General features: G+C 61.9%; 12 protein-coding genes and 2 pseudogenes. 6 read left to right on the top strand and 8 right to left on the bottom strand.

Going from position 1 to position 13,391, the window contains the following annotated elements:
• Positions 1-157: 157 nt before the first annotated feature.
• The 7 genes and pseudogenes from IQK56_RS17085 to IQK56_RS17055 form a co-directional block, all read right to left on the bottom strand.
• Positions 158-496: a Na+/H+ antiporter subunit G gene (locus IQK56_RS17085; protein ID WP_150760580.1), complete on the bottom strand. Its 339-nt coding sequence runs from the start codon at positions 494-496 to the stop codon at positions 158-160.
• Positions 493-771 (bottom strand): K+/H+ antiporter subunit F, encoded by a 279-nt coding sequence (locus tag IQK56_RS17080; RefSeq protein WP_003211751.1) that lies wholly within the window; start codon positions 769-771, stop codon positions 493-495. Before IQK56_RS17080 ends, IQK56_RS17085 begins: the two co-directional genes overlap by 4 nt.
• Complete coding sequence (locus tag IQK56_RS17075) at positions 768-1,256, bottom strand: Na+/H+ antiporter subunit E (protein ID WP_099583262.1); 489 nt, start codon at positions 1,254-1,256, stop codon at positions 768-770. The genes IQK56_RS17080 and IQK56_RS17075 overlap by 4 nt, the downstream gene beginning before the upstream one ends.
• Positions 1,253-2,935, bottom strand: coding sequence for a monovalent cation/H+ antiporter subunit D (locus IQK56_RS17070; protein ID WP_150676328.1), 1,683 nt, complete (start codon positions 2,933-2,935; stop codon positions 1,253-1,255). The genes IQK56_RS17075 and IQK56_RS17070 overlap by 4 nt, the downstream gene beginning before the upstream one ends.
• On the bottom strand, positions 2,932-3,276 hold the full coding sequence (locus tag IQK56_RS17065) for a Na+/H+ antiporter subunit C (RefSeq protein ID WP_003192163.1): 345 nt from the start codon (positions 3,274-3,276) through the stop codon (positions 2,932-2,934). The genes IQK56_RS17070 and IQK56_RS17065 overlap by 4 nt, the downstream gene beginning before the upstream one ends.
• A pseudogene (locus IQK56_RS17060) lies at positions 3,276-6,197 on the bottom strand (monovalent cation/H+ antiporter subunit A). The gene IQK56_RS17065 and the pseudogene IQK56_RS17060 overlap by 1 nt, the downstream one beginning before the upstream one ends.
• A 174-nt stretch (positions 6,198-6,371) precedes the next feature.
• A complete protein-coding gene (locus IQK56_RS17055; protein ID WP_193864152.1) occupies positions 6,372-7,301 on the bottom strand; it encodes a DMT family transporter in 930 nt (309 codons plus the stop codon).
• A gap of 93 nt (positions 7,302-7,394) precedes the next feature.
• Here IQK56_RS17055 and IQK56_RS17050 point away from each other — a divergent pair, with 93 nt between their 5' ends.
• The 4 genes from IQK56_RS17050 (at position 7,395) to IQK56_RS17035 (ending at position 11,036) form a co-directional block, all read left to right on the top strand.
• Positions 7,395-7,958: a helix-turn-helix domain-containing protein gene (locus tag IQK56_RS17050; protein ID WP_122310557.1), complete on the top strand. Its 564-nt coding sequence runs from the start codon at positions 7,395-7,397 to the stop codon at positions 7,956-7,958.
• A gap of 154 nt (positions 7,959-8,112) precedes the next feature.
• Positions 8,113-9,309, top strand: a complete 1,197-nt coding sequence (locus IQK56_RS17045) for an SfnB family sulfur acquisition oxidoreductase (protein ID WP_150676321.1) — start codon at positions 8,113-8,115, stop codon at positions 9,307-9,309.
• A gap of 12 nt (positions 9,310-9,321) precedes the next feature.
• Complete coding sequence (locus IQK56_RS17040) at positions 9,322-9,648, top strand: acyl-CoA dehydrogenase (protein ID WP_122310553.1); 327 nt, start codon at positions 9,322-9,324, stop codon at positions 9,646-9,648.
• The gene (locus IQK56_RS17035) at positions 9,648-11,036 is read left to right on the top strand and encodes an LLM class flavin-dependent oxidoreductase (RefSeq protein WP_150760574.1); all 1,389 of its coding nucleotides are present in this window, start codon (positions 9,648-9,650) and stop codon (positions 11,034-11,036) included. Before IQK56_RS17040 ends, IQK56_RS17035 begins: the two co-directional genes overlap by 1 nt.
• Before the next feature lie 71 nt (positions 11,037-11,107).
• On the opposite strand, the gene IQK56_RS17030 is transcribed toward IQK56_RS17035, so the two are convergent.
• Positions 11,108-11,980, bottom strand: a complete 873-nt coding sequence (locus IQK56_RS17030; protein ID WP_193864151.1) for a hypothetical protein — start codon at positions 11,978-11,980, stop codon at positions 11,108-11,110.
• 344 nt (positions 11,981-12,324) lie between these two features.
• Between IQK56_RS17030 and IQK56_RS17025 the strand changes: the two genes are divergently transcribed.
• Positions 12,325-13,227, top strand: a complete 903-nt coding sequence (locus tag IQK56_RS17025) for an AMP-binding protein (RefSeq protein WP_150760572.1) — start codon at positions 12,325-12,327, stop codon at positions 13,225-13,227.
• Positions 13,224-13,391 (top strand): annotated as a pseudogene (locus tag IQK56_RS31190) (ATP-binding cassette domain-containing protein); the annotation flags it as partial. The gene IQK56_RS17025 and the pseudogene IQK56_RS31190, both read left to right, overlap by 4 nt.

Raw genomic sequence — 13,391 nt, 5'->3', positions numbered from 1 at the left:
GAACTGGCCGAGCGAATCCGATCTTTCGCCTAGTACAGTTCTAAATGTGGGAGGGGGCTTGCCCCCGATAGCAGTGAATCAGTCGGCTCATCTGCAACTGACCCTCCGCAATCGGGGGCAAGCCCCTCCCACATTTGGATTGTGTTCTCTTCAGCGCTCAGCGACGGCTGCTGACTTCTGCCGGCACATCATCCCCAGCCATACGTTTGCGAAACAGTGCCGTACGCGCCAGCAGCAAAGTAGTCACCGGCACGGTGATCGCCAGCAAAATCGGGATCAGCCAGCCGTGCAACACCGGCCCGGACTTGAGTACCGAAAAGTAGATAATCGACGCCAACGCCACACACCATGCGCCCAGCGTCGAGGCCAGCGCAGGCGGGTGCATGCGCTGGAAGAAGTCCTTCATGCGCAGCAGGCCAATCGCTCCGATCAGCGCAAACATACTGCTGAGCACCAGCAGTACGGCCACGACGATTTCCATCCATAACGGCATCATTCAATCACCTCCCCACGCAGCAGGAATTTGGCCAGGGCAAACGAGCCGACGAAGCCGAACAGCGCGATCAGCAGCGCCGCTTCAAAGTAGGTGTCACTGGCATACCGAATGCCCAGCACCAGCATCATCAGCATCGCCAGGATGTACAGGTAGTCCAGCGCCAGGACCCGGTCCTGGGCCGAGGGGCCTTTGAACAGGCGGACGAGGGTCAGCACCATGGCCAGGGAGAACAGGAACAGGCTGAACAGGATTGCGTTGGAGAGCAGGGCGCTCATTCGAAGATCTCCATCAATGGCCGTTCGTAGGCGCTTTTGAAATGTTCGATGAAGGCCGCTTCGTCATCCAGGTCGAAGACGTGCAGCAGCAGGATGCTGCGGTCCAGGGCCAGTTCCGACCAGATGGTGCCGGGCACCACGGTGGTGATCATCGACAGGGCCGCCAGGCCGTTGGCGTCACGCAAGTCCAGGGGGATCTTGATGAAGCGCGAACGCGGTGGGCGCGAGCCGCACGTCAGCACGCCCCAGGCCACTTGCAGGTTGGAGACGATCACATCGCGGCCCACCAGGAAGAACAGGCGGATGATCACGCCGGGGCGGCGGATGCGGATCGGCAGCGGACGCAACGGTGCCATCAGCAGCGGGGCAAGCACCCCCAGCGCAGCACCCAGCAGCAGATGACCAGGGCTGACGGACAGGTTCAGCACCAGCCACAGCACCCACAATGCCAGGGACAACCATGGGGCGGGGAACAGGCGCTTCATGGTTGCACCTCCAGGGCGGCCGTTTTGGCTTCAGGGCTGAGCACCGGGCGCGTGGCCATGACGGCCATCACATAGGCTTCCGGGTTGTTCAGGCTTTCGGCCGTGGCCTGGGTGTAGCGCATCAGCGGCTCGGCCTTGAAGGTCAGCAGGATGCTCAGGCCCAGCAGGAAGAAGATCGGCACGCACTCGTAGCGACGCAGCAAGGGCGATGGGCGCTCCTCCGGTGTCCAGAAACGCTGGATACCCAGGCGGGCGAAGGCGATCAGCGAGGCCAGGCCGGACAGGATCAGCAAGGCCATCAGGCCCCACGCTGCAGGCCTGATCGGGCCTTCCAGGCCGCTGCCCAGGCCCAGTGGATTGACCAGCGCACTCAACAAACTGAGCTTGCCGATAAACCCGGACAGCGGCGGCATGCCGATAATCAGCAGGGCACAGGCGACAAAGCTCAGGCCCAGGAACGCCATGGTCCACGGAATCACCTGGCCGACCACGGCCTTTTGCTCGTCATCGAGGTTCACACCGGGACGCGGATGCAGGGATTCCATCGCTTTGGGCAACGCATCGATTTCTTCATCCAGCGGCAGGTCATTGGCCGAACGCGAACGCTCGATCAATTCGGCCAGCAGGAACAGTGCACTCAAGGCCAGTGTGGAGCTGACCAGATAGAACAGCGCGCCTGCGGTCAGGCTCGGCTGGGCAAACCCCACCGCCGACAGCAGGATGCCGGCCGAGACGAGGATGCTCAGGCTCGCCATACGCTCCAGGCGCTGCGCAGCGACCATTGCGAGCCCGGCGCAGACGATGGTCGCCATGCCGCCGTACACCAGCCAGTCACCACCAAACAGCGCCGAAGCGCCGGCCTGGCCGGAGAACAGCAGGGTCCACAGGCGCAGCACGGTGTACACGCCGACCTTGGTCATGATCGCAAACATCGCCGCCACCGGCGCGCTGGCCGAGGAATAGGCGGGCGCCAGCCAGAAGTTGAGCGGCCACATGCCGGCTTTGGCCAAAAACGCCGTCGCCAGGATTGCCGCACCGGCATGCAGCAGGCCGCGATCGGCCTCCGGCACCAGCGGGATTTTCAGCGCCAGGTCGGCGAAGTTCAGCGTGCCGGTCACGCCGTAGATCATCGCCGCGCCAATCAGGAACAGCGACGACGCCAGCAGGTTGATCGCGATGTAATGCAGCCCCGCCGACACCCGCGCACGGCCCGAACCGTGCAGCATCAGGCCGTAGGACGCCGCCAGCAGCACCTCGAAGAACACGAACAGGTTGAACAGGTCGGCGGTCAGGAACGCGCCGTACAACCCCATCATCTGCACCTGGAACAACGCATGGAAACTGGTGCCCGCACGGTCCCAGCGGGCCATGGCGAACAGCAGCGCGCTAACGCCGATAATCCCGGTGAGGACCAGCATCAGCGCCGACAGTTGGTCCACCACCAGCACAATGCCGAATGGCACCTGCCAGTTGCCCGGCAGGTACACGCCAATCGAGCCGGGACCGCCTTTTTGCGTCCAGTACAGCAGCAACACGGCGACGCCCAGGCCGATCACGCTGGAGAACAGGTTGATCCTGGCTTTGAGCGGGCGGCGCTTCTCGCCGAGCATCAGCATCAGCCCGGCGGTCAGCAGCGGCAGCAGGATCGGTGCGACGATCAGTTGATTGACCCAATTCATTCCTTGGGCTCCCGGCCGTCCACATGGTCCGTGCCGGTCAGGCCACGGGAGGCCAGCAGCACCACCAGGAACAAGGCGGTCATGGCAAAGCTGATCACGATGGCCGTCAGCACCAGGGCCTGTGGCAGCGGGTCGGTGTAGTTGAGCAGGTCTTGCGGCACGCCGTCCTTGATGATCGGCTCCTTGCCGATAAACAGGCTGCCCATGCTGAAAATGAACAGGTTGACCCCGTACGACAACAGGCACAGGCCCATCACCACCTGGAACGTCCGTGGGCGCAGGATCAACCAGACGCCGGAGGCCGCCAGGACCCCAATGGCAATTGCGATGACTTCTTCCATCAGGCGGCTCCTTCTGTTGCGGCGACTACTTTGGCCTGGTTGCTCGGTTTATGCGCGCGCACCGACTGGTGACCGAGGGCGGTGAGCATCAGCAAGGTCGAGCCGACGACCATGGCGTACACGCCGACGTCAAAGAACAACGCACTGGCGACATGGATATCACCCAGCAGCGGCAGGCTGAAATGCCAGGTGTGAGTGGTGAGGAACGGGTAGCCGACAAACAGCGCGCCGAGCCCGGTGAGCGTGGCGGACAGCAGGCCAAAGCCCATCCAGCGCATCGGCCGCAGGCTCATCTGCGCCTCGACCCACTGCGTACCGGCGACCATGTATTGCAGGATAAACGCCACCGACATCACCAGCCCGGCGACAAACCCGCCGCCCGGTTGGTTGTGGCCGCGCATGAACAGATAGAACGACACCACCAGCGCAATCGGCAGCAGCAGGCGCACCAGCACGGCCGGCACCATCATGAAGCCCAGGGCGGTGTCGCTGGCCTGGCGCGGGTTAACCAGGTCGGTGGCCACGTCCGGCGCCAGTTGGCGCTGTTGCGCGGGCAGTTGCATGCTCTCCTTGGAGGGGCGGAAGCGGCGCAACAGGGCGTACACCGTCAGCGCCACAGCACCGAGCACGGTGATCTCGCCCAGCGTGTCGAAGCCCCGGAAGTCCACCAACATTACGTTCACCACATTGCTGCCGCCGCCTTCGGGCAGGGCGCGGCTCAGGTAGAAGGAGGAAATATCATTGGGCGTCTGGCGGGTCAGCATCGCGTACGACAGCAGCGCCATGCCGCCGCCCACCACGGTGGACAGCAGGAAGTCACGCAAGCGGCGAATGCGCGCCTTGCGCAGCGAGCTGGGCAGTGGCGAGACTTCTTCGATCCGCCGTGGCAGCCAGCGCAGGCCCAGCAGGATCAGCACCGTGGTCACCACTTCGACCACCAACTGCGTCAACGCAAGGTCGGGCGCGGAGAACCACACGAAGGTGATGCAGGTCATCAGGCCGCACACGCTGACCATGGTCAGTGCCGCGAGCCGGTGGTATTTGGCTTGCCACGCGGCGCCCAGGGCGCAGGCAATTGCCAGCAGCCACAAGGTCACGAAGACAATGGAGCCCGGAATCTTCGGCCGGTCGCCCCAGGTGAGGCCGCTGTTGAGCATCGGGATCATGGCGCCGATCACGGCGACGATCACCAACAGGAACAACTGGGTTTGCAGGCGCTTGGTGCTGATGCGTTTTTCGATCTTGCGCACGCCGCGCATCATCACCACCAAGCAGCGCTCGAAGCCGCGCTTGCCATTGAAGTAGCCCACCAGCGGCGGGTACTTGAAGCGCCCGCGCTTGAGCTGCTTGCGCAACATCAGGTAGAGCAGCACGCCGCCGGTCATGGCCACCAGGCTCATGATCATCGGCGCGTTCCAGCCGTGCCAGATGGCCAGGCTGTACTCCGGCAGCACACCGCCGACCACCGGCAGTGCGGCAGCCGCAAGGATCGAGCCGACCACCTGGGCCGGGAAAATCCCCACCAGCAGGCAGGTGAACACCAGCAGCTCGACCGGGGCCCGCATCCAGCGTGGCGGTTCGTGGGGGGGTGTGGGGCAGGTCTTTTGCAGGCGGACCGAAGAACACATCGACGGTAAAGCGCAGGGCATAGGCCACGCTGAAAGTGCCGGCGATGGTCGCGATCACCGGCAGGGCAATTTCCACCCATTTTGTCGCCGAGATAAACACGGTTTCGGCGAAGAACATCTCTTTGGACAGGAAGCCATTGAGCAACGGCACGCCGGCCATGGAGGCACTGGCCACCATCGCCAGGGTCGCGGTGAACGGGATCAGGCGCACCAGGCCGCTGAGCTTGCGGATATCCCGCGTGCCGCTTTCGTGGTCGATGATGCCCGCCGCCATGAACAGCGAGGCCTTGAAGGTGGCGTGGTTGAGGATATGGAACACAGCGGCGACGGCCGCCAGCGGGCTGTTAAGGCCCAGCAACAAGGTGATCAGCCCGAGGTGGCTGATGGTGGAGTAGGCTAAAAGGCCTTTAAGATCATTCTGGAACATGGCGCAGTAAGCGCCGAGGAGGAGGGTGAGGGCGCCGGCGCGCCGACGATCCAGAACCATTCTTCGCTGCCCGACAGCGACGGCCACAGGCGGGCCAGCAGGAACACGCCGGCCTTCACCATCGTCGCCGAGTGCAGGTAGGCAGACACCGGCGTCGGTGCGGCCATGGCGTGGGGCAGCCAGAAGTGGAACGGGAACTGCGCGCTTTTGCTCAGGGCGCCGATCAGCACCAGGGCCAGCATCACCGGGTACAGCGCATGTGCGCGGATCTGATCGCCCGCCGCCAGCACCCGGTCCAGGTCATAGCTGCCGACGATATGCCCCAGCAGCATCACCCCGGCCAGCAGGCACAAGCCGCCCGCGCCGGTGACCATCAGTGCCATGTAGGCGCCGCGTCGGGCATCGGCGCGGTGGTGCCAATAGCCGATCAACAGGAACGAGAACAGGCTGGTCAGTTCCCAGAAGAACACGATCTGGACCAGGTTGCCGGAGATCACCAGCCCGAGCATGGCGCCCATGAAGGCCAGGAAAAACGCGAAGAAGCGCGGCACAGGGTCATCCGGCGACATGTAGTAACGCGCATACAACGCCACCAGCGAGCCGATGCCGAGCACCAGCATCGAGAACAGCCAGGCAAACCCGTCCATGCGCAATACGAAGTTCAACCCGAGGCTGGGCAACCACATGAATTCTTCGCGGATCACGCCACCGTGGGCGATCTGGGGGTAGAGCAGGGCGACTTGAAGGGTGCCGACCAGGGCCACAAGGCCGGCCAGCAGGGATTCGGTGTTACGTGCATTGTGCGGCAGCAAGGCCGCCAGACAGCTGCCAATGAATGGCAGAAGCAGTAGAACTATCAGGGACATAGGCTTCTAATCTGCGGGAGTTTGGGATGCATCATACGTGCCGGAATCTTGATCACCAAACGGCAAGATGTGGCAGGATCCTACAGAGGCAGTAGAAAGCAGCTACAAGCGGCAAGCTACAAGATAATAGCCGAACGCGTATTTCTTGCAGCTTGTGGCTTGTCGCTCAAGGCATCAACCCAGATGTTTCGACTCTACAGTGTCCTGCACATCGCCAGCTTTCGAGCTGCTCCTCTTCATCTCACTCACAATCACCGCCACCACAATCAACACCGCCCCCAGCATCGCAATCGGCGGGAAGCGCTCGCCGGCAATCCGCCCCACCACGCCGGCCCAGACCGGCTCGCCGGCATAGATCAACGTGGCCCGCGTCGGCGAAACGCTCTGTTGTGCCCAGTTCATCGCGACCTGGATCACCGCGCTGGTCAAGCCCAGACCCACCGCACTGAACAGCAGCAACCACGAGAACCCCGGCAGCGCCTCACCCATCGGCACCACCATCAGGAACGACAGCAGTGACGCCGTGGCCAGTTGCACCACCGTCACCCGGCGTACATCCACTTGACCTGCAAATGCGCTGATCAGGATGATTTCTGCTGCAATCGCAATGGCACCAATCAATGTAGCGATTTCACCGGGGCTGAAATTCAACGAAGCCCCCGCTGGCCCGGTCAACAACATCAACCCGGCAAATGCGAGCATGATGCCAATGCTCGGCATCAACCCGGGACGACGGCCCAGGACCAACCATTGCAACAACGGCACGAACGGCACATACAGCGCGGTGATAAACGCCGACTGGCTGCTCAGGATCGTTTGCAGGCCGATGGTCTGCAAGCCGTAGCCAAACATGATCGCCACACCGATAAACACCCCGGCCTTCAATTCGAACAGGGTCAGGTCGCGCAAGGTGCGCAGCGAGAAGAAGCCCACCACAATGGCCGCCGCCGCAAAGCGCAGGCCCACGAAAAACATCGGGCCACTCACCGTCATGGCGTGCTGCACCAGCAAAAAGGTGCCGCCCCAGATCATGGTGATAAACACCAGGATGCATTCGGCTTTGCTGAAACGGTTGAAACGCGAAGGGGTTTTGGCGGTGGTCATGGCAGCTCGGTCTTGCACAGGGAAAGGCACGGACCGCACAATGCGCCGCACGCTGGGCAGTATACTGCGCACACCCACCCATTGAGCAATATAGTGCACAAAGAAAATCCACAACGGGCTTCGGTCCTGCAGCACGTCAGCCAGAACGTTCGTCGCCTGCGCCACGCCGCCGACCTGAGCCAGACCGCGCTCTCGGAGAAGTCCGGGGTCAGCCGGCGCATGCTGGTGGCCATCGAGGCCGGGGAGAAGAACGTCAGCCTGTCGACCCTCGACCGTGTGGCCGAGGCGTTGGACGTGGCGTTCAGCGACCTGATCCAGGCGCCGGACGTACGCGATCACAGCCGCATCAACGAACTGGCCTGGGCCGGTGAAATCGCCGGCAGCAAAGCGGTGTTGCTGGCCAAGGCCACTGCACGCCGCGAAGTTGAGCTGTGGGAGTGGCGCCTTGAACCCGGCGACCGCTATTGCCCGGACCCCGACCTTGAAGGCTGGAGCGAGCAACTGTTTGTGTTCGAGGGCAACCTGACGCTGGTGATCGGCGACCAGGAAAACACCATCGGCGCCGGCGAGTTCTTCATGTTCGCCAGTCACCAGCCCCACGTTTATCGCAATGACGGGGACGTGGCCGTACGCTTTGTGCGCAACGTGGTGATCTAACTGTCTGCCTGGCAACAGTGGATGCACACTTTGCTGGTCTGCAACCGCGCTCAACGCTTGCTTTTCGCGGCAAGCGGCTGATTTTACTGACGATTAAATTCAGGCACGACTCCTGCAATCACTCCGATATTCCCTCGGAGCCTGGAGTCGGCCCATGTCAGCCCACCCTCAACAACCTGCCCATATCATCCGCTCGGACGCGGAGGCCATCGAGGTCGCCACGCGCCTGGCCGAGCGTTTTGCCGTCGACGCCAGCGTGCGTGACCGCGACCGCCGCTTACCGGTAGCCGAACTCGAAGAATTCTCGGCCAGTGGCCTGTGGGGCATCACCGTTCCCAAGGCCTACGGCGGCGCTGGTGTGTCCTATGTGACCGTGGCCGAAGTGATCAAGTTGATCTCCGCCGCCGACCCGTCGTTGGGGCAAATCCCGCAGAACCACCTGGGTGTGGTGGACATCCTGCTGCAAACCGCCACCGAGGAACAAAAGCTTCATTACTTCGGCAAAGTGTTGGCGGGCTACCGGTTCGGCAACGCCTTCTCCGAGGCCAAGAGCAAAAACGCCGGCACCTTCGACACCCAGATCCGCTTTCATGGCGACACCGCGCAAATCAACGGCGAGAAGTTCTACTGCACCGGCGCGTTGTTCGCCCATATCGTGCCCACCGTCGGTAACAACGAAAAAGGCCAGGCGTTTATTGGCCTCGTCGAACGCGACGCGCCAGGCCTTACCGTGATCGACAACTGGGACGGCTTCGGCCAACGCACCACCGCCAGCGGCGGCGTGACCCTCGATGGCGTGACCGTGCCCCTGAGCGCGGTGATCCCCGCCCACCTCGCCTTTGACCAACCAACAGCCGATGGTCCGATTTCCCAGATCATCCAGGCGGCGGTCGATACCGGCATTGCCCTCGGTGCCCTCGAACAGGCCAAAATCTACGCCCGCCAGGCGCGGCCGTGGATCGACAGCCAGCAGGATCACGGCTGGCAGGACCCGTTCACCATCGCCGCCATCGGCGATCTGGAATGGCGCGTGCACGGCACCGAAGCGATTCTCGCCAAGGCCGGTATCGCCGTGGACCAAGCCCTCGCTGAACCGAATGAAGACACCGTCGCCAACGCCTCGCTGATCGTCGCCCAGGCCAAGGTGCTGTCCGCCGAAACGGCGTTGCTCGCCAGCAGCAAACTCTTCGAACTGGCCGGCACCCGCTCGGTCACCGCCAAGCACAACCTCGACCGCTTCTGGCGCAACGCACGCACCCACACCTTGCACGATCCGGCCCGCTGGAAATACCACCTGATCGGCAACTTCGTGCTCAACGGCGTGAAGCCTGCGCGCCACGCCTGGAACTGAGGAACCTGACCCATGACTGCCTTGAATCTCGCACGCCAACTGCTGGACAGCACCCGCCGCCATGTCGAAAAAAGCGACGACCCCTATGTGATCAGCCGCTTCGGCGACTTGCAGATCCGCGTGGAGGTGGCCGCCGCCTTGCTTGAGCGCGCTGACACCCACCCCAGCCCGGTCGCCGCCACCGAGGCGCAGATCGCCGCCGCCGAAGCCCTGATCGCCGCCAGCAACGCGGAATTCGAACTGACCGGTCAACGCACCGCACTGCCGTCGACCGTTGATGACCCGCTGCGCTGGAAATACCAAATCGTCGGCAACTACCACCTCAACGGAGTGCTTTGATGGCCCGTGAAATTCGCTTGAACGCCTTCGACATGAACTGTGTCGGCCACCAATCTCCCGGCCTGTGGGCACACCCCCGCGACCGTTCGTGGCAGTACAAGGACCTGGAATACTGGACCGACCTGGCGAAAATCCTCGAACGCGGCAAGTTTGACGGTCTGTTTATCGCCGACGTGCTGGGCATCTACGACGTGTACAACGGCAACGGTGACGCGGCGATTCGCCAGGCCACCCAAGTGCCGGTCAACGACCCGTTATCGCTGATCGCGCCGATGGCGTTGGTCACCGAGCACCTGGGGTTTGGCCTCACCGCTTCGTTATCCTTTGAGCATCCGTATCCGTTCGCCCGTCGTCTGTCGACGCTGGACCACCTGACCAAGGGCCGCATCGGCTGGAACATCGTCACCTCCTATCTGGAAAGCGGTGCCAAGAACCTCGGCCAGAAAGCCCAGACCGAACACGACGCGCGCTACGACTACGCCGAGGAATACCTGGAGGTCTGCTACAAGCTCTGGGAAGGCAGTTGGGAAGAGGGCGCGGTCCTGCGTGATCGCGAACGGCGGGTTTTCAGCGACCCGAGCAAAATCCACGAGATCCGCCACGTCGGCAAACACTTCCAGGTGCCCGGTATTCACCTGTGCGAACCGTCGCCACAACGCACGCCGGTGCTGTACCAGGCTGGCGCGTCCAGCCGTGGCAAGCAGTTCGCCGCCGAGCAGGCCGAATGCGTGTTTGTTGCGGCGCCGTCCAAGGTGCTGCTGAAAAAGACCGTGGCTGATATCCGCCGCCGCGCCGCCGAGGCTGGACGCGATCCGAAGAAAATCCTGATCTTCAACTTGCAGACGGTGATCGTCGACGAGACCGACGCCAAGGCCAAGGCCAAGTTTGACGAGTACAAATCCTACGTCAGCTATGAAGGCGCGATGGCGTTGATCTCCGGTTGGACCGGGATTGATTTCAGCCAGTTCAAGCCGGATGAACCGCTCAAGCACGTGCACACCAATGCGATTCAATCGGCGGTGGAAGCGTTTTCCACGGCGGACCCGAACAAGGTCTGGACGCCCAACGAACTGGCCGATTGGGTCGGTATCGGCGGCTTTGGCCCACTGTTCGTCGGCGGCCCGCAGACCGTGGCGGACCTGTTGCAGGAGTGGGTCGAAGAGACCGACGTGGACGGCTTCAACCTGGCCTATGCGTTGACCCACGAAACCTTTATCGACGCCGTCGAATGGCTGGTGCCGGAGTTGCAGAAGCGCGGCGTGTACAAGACCGAATACGCCCAGGGCACGTTGCGCGAGAAGTTGTTTGGCGAAGGCGCGCGGTTGCCTGAGGTTCATCCTGGAAGTGGTTACCGGAACCTGAAAAACTCTATTTATGAGCCTGCGTAACGCCTGCCGAATGTGCGATAAGGCTTGCTGGTTGCTAAACAGCAAGCCTGTACACAGGTTGAAGCCATGATTTATTTCTTGATGTGCAAGTGCCCATTGATTGCCTTGATAACGTGCTCGGGTGCTTCAGTCTTTGCTGTGAAGTCAAAGGTGGCTGTCAGTTCACCGCTGCTGGCGTCGGAGGCTGGCATTTTTTGGATGTTTACCGTGCCTTCAGTTGCCCAATACCCCAAGAATCTTTTGCGCATATCGAAAAATATAATCCGGACTTCCTGGCTGTCTCGGGTCACTGAGTACGTGCCCGGTTTGAGGTGGTCCGCAACCGATAGTGACAGCTGGAATTCGCGGATATTGGGCCTGGGTTCGTAATGAAGTGACCAGCCACGAAAACTGGGAGGGAAGGTACGAGACGCAGGTTGGTGGATCAGAGTGACTTCAGTGGCTCGGTAGCTTGCGGTGACGTCGCCTGTCACATCAGCGGTCACTGAGCCGGTATCGTGGCTGAAGCCTTCGACACTCAACTTGCCACGGGCAATCTCGATAACGTTCGAGGCTCTGTCTGCCTTGAAGTCGAACCGGGCAGTCAGCGTGGCTGTGCTTTTATCAATACTGACGATGGCTTTTCCTTCGAAGCCAATGTAGCGATGAATTTCACCGTTGATGATTTCTTGCCAGTCGACCTGCATCGTATCCGGGCCGCTGGCGGCGTCGACGATCTTGAATTCACGGTCCGTTACGTCGTCGCCAAACGGGATATAAAACGAAAGCGTTTGGGTGCCGCTGGCACTCGACGTGTGCGCATGGATGACCCACCGCTGATACACCTTGTCCTCGGCGAATGTCAGTGTCTTGGCTTCAAACTTATTAACGTCGGGGTCTTTGATGACGTCGGCGGTACACACGCCTTTGGTGTTGTCGGGGTACAGTTTTTCAAGAGCGTTCATGGCGACCTCTCAGAAAATGACTCGATAATTATGCTGTTGGGTTTCAAAAACTAATGGCTGTGCAGGCGAGTGTCTACTGTCAGAAATAACAGGTTTAAGTCGTGGTTTTTTTATAGCGAAGGTGCCCACGCAGCCACTTCGTGACATGCAATCTCGAAGTGTTGCTCCCGCAACAGCTCGTGGGCACTTTGCTCATTCAGCACACGGCGCAAATCCTGGGTGACCTGATAACCCACTGGATATGCAGGTTTTTTTTGTAGGCACGACTCCTGCAATGAACCCAGCTCTCCCCGTCGGCCAGCGGACCACCGCACGCTTGATCACCCAATAGGAGCACCACCCCTATGAGCGTGCACGCACTCAAACGCCCGCTGGCCCTGGAATGGCCCGCCGAATTGCTCGGCAACTTATCCAAGGCCCAGGAACAACTGCACCACTGGGCGCAGATCCATCCTTTGCAAACCGCGTTGCGCCACAAGCGCCAGGGCCAGTGGTACGCCTGGCGCTGGATCGACGCCTTGCGCGATGTCGAGCGCCTGGCCGATGGCTTGCGCCAACAGGGGTTCGACGAGCAGTCACGGTTGGCCCTCAGTGGTCCGTTCGAGCCCAACCTGTTGCTGCTGGCATTGGCCGCGCAGTCCGTCGGCGGACAGGTTGTCACCCTCGCCGATGACCTCGACGCCGAGGCTGTGCATCAACAGTTATGGCGCATTCGTCCCAGCCATTCCTATGTACAGGGTCGCCAGCAGATTCGGCATTGGCAGTCCGCCAACCGGGTGGATTTCGCCCAATTGCTCGGCCCCGTGGACCCGGCGCAACACCTGCAACGCTGGTGGCAACCCACAGGCGAAACCGCGCTGTGGAGCGAGGAGGGCACCCACTGGCAAGGCGGCCTGGCTGTGGTGCTGGAGCAGTGGCTGAACAGCGGCCACGGCCTGGCTTTTCCGGAAAGCCTGGCGTCGGCGCGGCGTGATCGCGGCGAAGTCGCGCCCACCGGCCTGCTGCTGTCGCCGGCGCGTTTGCAGCACTTGGCCGACGAGATCGAAAGCCGCCTGGCCCCCCACGGCACCTGGCGTCGACGCCTGTGCGACTGGGCCATCGCCCACCCCCAAAGCGGCCTGCGCCGGCTGCTGAAAAACCGCGTACGCAAACTGCTGGGCTTCCAGCGCCTGGCCTTTATCTGGCAGCCCCTCAGATCCACGGCCGAGCCGGTGTGGCTGGCCGAATTCAAACGGGATATCGCATGAGTGACGCTATTCTCCAGGTGCGCGATATCTCGCTGTCATTCAAAGGGGTCAAGGCCATCAACGCCTTGTCTTTTGAGGTTCAGCGGGGCGAGATCTGCGCGTTGATCGGCCCCCAACGGCGCCCGGTAAAAGTTCGTTGCTCAACGTGCTCAATGGCGTGTATC

Origin of the sequence: Pseudomonas cyclaminis (genome assembly GCF_015163715.1) — a bacterium.
Classification (GTDB): domain Bacteria; phylum Pseudomonadota; class Gammaproteobacteria; order Pseudomonadales; family Pseudomonadaceae; genus Aquipseudomonas; species Aquipseudomonas cyclaminis.
This window is presented reverse-complemented; position numbering and strand designations above follow the sequence as displayed.

Excerpts from the sequence above, each read along its gene's own strand:
- IQK56_RS17085 (WP_150760580.1), bottom strand. The coding sequence starts at position 496 with ATGATGCCGTTATGGATGGAAATCGTCGTGGCCGTACTGCTGGTGCTC.
- IQK56_RS17080 (WP_003211751.1), bottom strand. The coding sequence starts at position 771 with ATGAGCGCCCTGCTCTCCAACGCAATCCTGTTCAGCCTGTTCCTGTTC.
- IQK56_RS17075 (WP_099583262.1), bottom strand. The coding sequence starts at position 1,256 with ATGAAGCGCCTGTTCCCCGCCCCATGGTTGTCCCTGGCATTGTGGGTG.
- IQK56_RS17070 (WP_150676328.1), bottom strand. The coding sequence starts at position 2,935 with ATGAATTGGGTCAATCAACTGATCGTCGCACCGATCCTGCTGCCGCTG.
- IQK56_RS17065 (WP_003192163.1), bottom strand. The coding sequence starts at position 3,276 with ATGGAAGAAGTCATCGCAATTGCCATTGGGGTCCTGGCGGCCTCCGGC.
- IQK56_RS17055 (WP_193864152.1), bottom strand. The coding sequence starts at position 7,301 with ATGACCACCGCCAAAACCCCTTCGCGTTTCAACCGTTTCAGCAAAGCC.
- IQK56_RS17045 (WP_150676321.1), top strand. The coding sequence starts at position 8,113 with ATGTCAGCCCACCCTCAACAACCTGCCCATATCATCCGCTCGGACGCG.
- IQK56_RS17040 (WP_122310553.1), top strand. The coding sequence starts at position 9,322 with ATGACTGCCTTGAATCTCGCACGCCAACTGCTGGACAGCACCCGCCGC.
- IQK56_RS17035 (WP_150760574.1), top strand. The coding sequence starts at position 9,648 with ATGGCCCGTGAAATTCGCTTGAACGCCTTCGACATGAACTGTGTCGGC.
- IQK56_RS17030 (WP_193864151.1), bottom strand. The coding sequence starts at position 11,980 with ATGAACGCTCTTGAAAAACTGTACCCCGACAACACCAAAGGCGTGTGT.
- IQK56_RS17025 (WP_150760572.1), top strand. The coding sequence starts at position 12,325 with ATGAGCGTGCACGCACTCAAACGCCCGCTGGCCCTGGAATGGCCCGCC.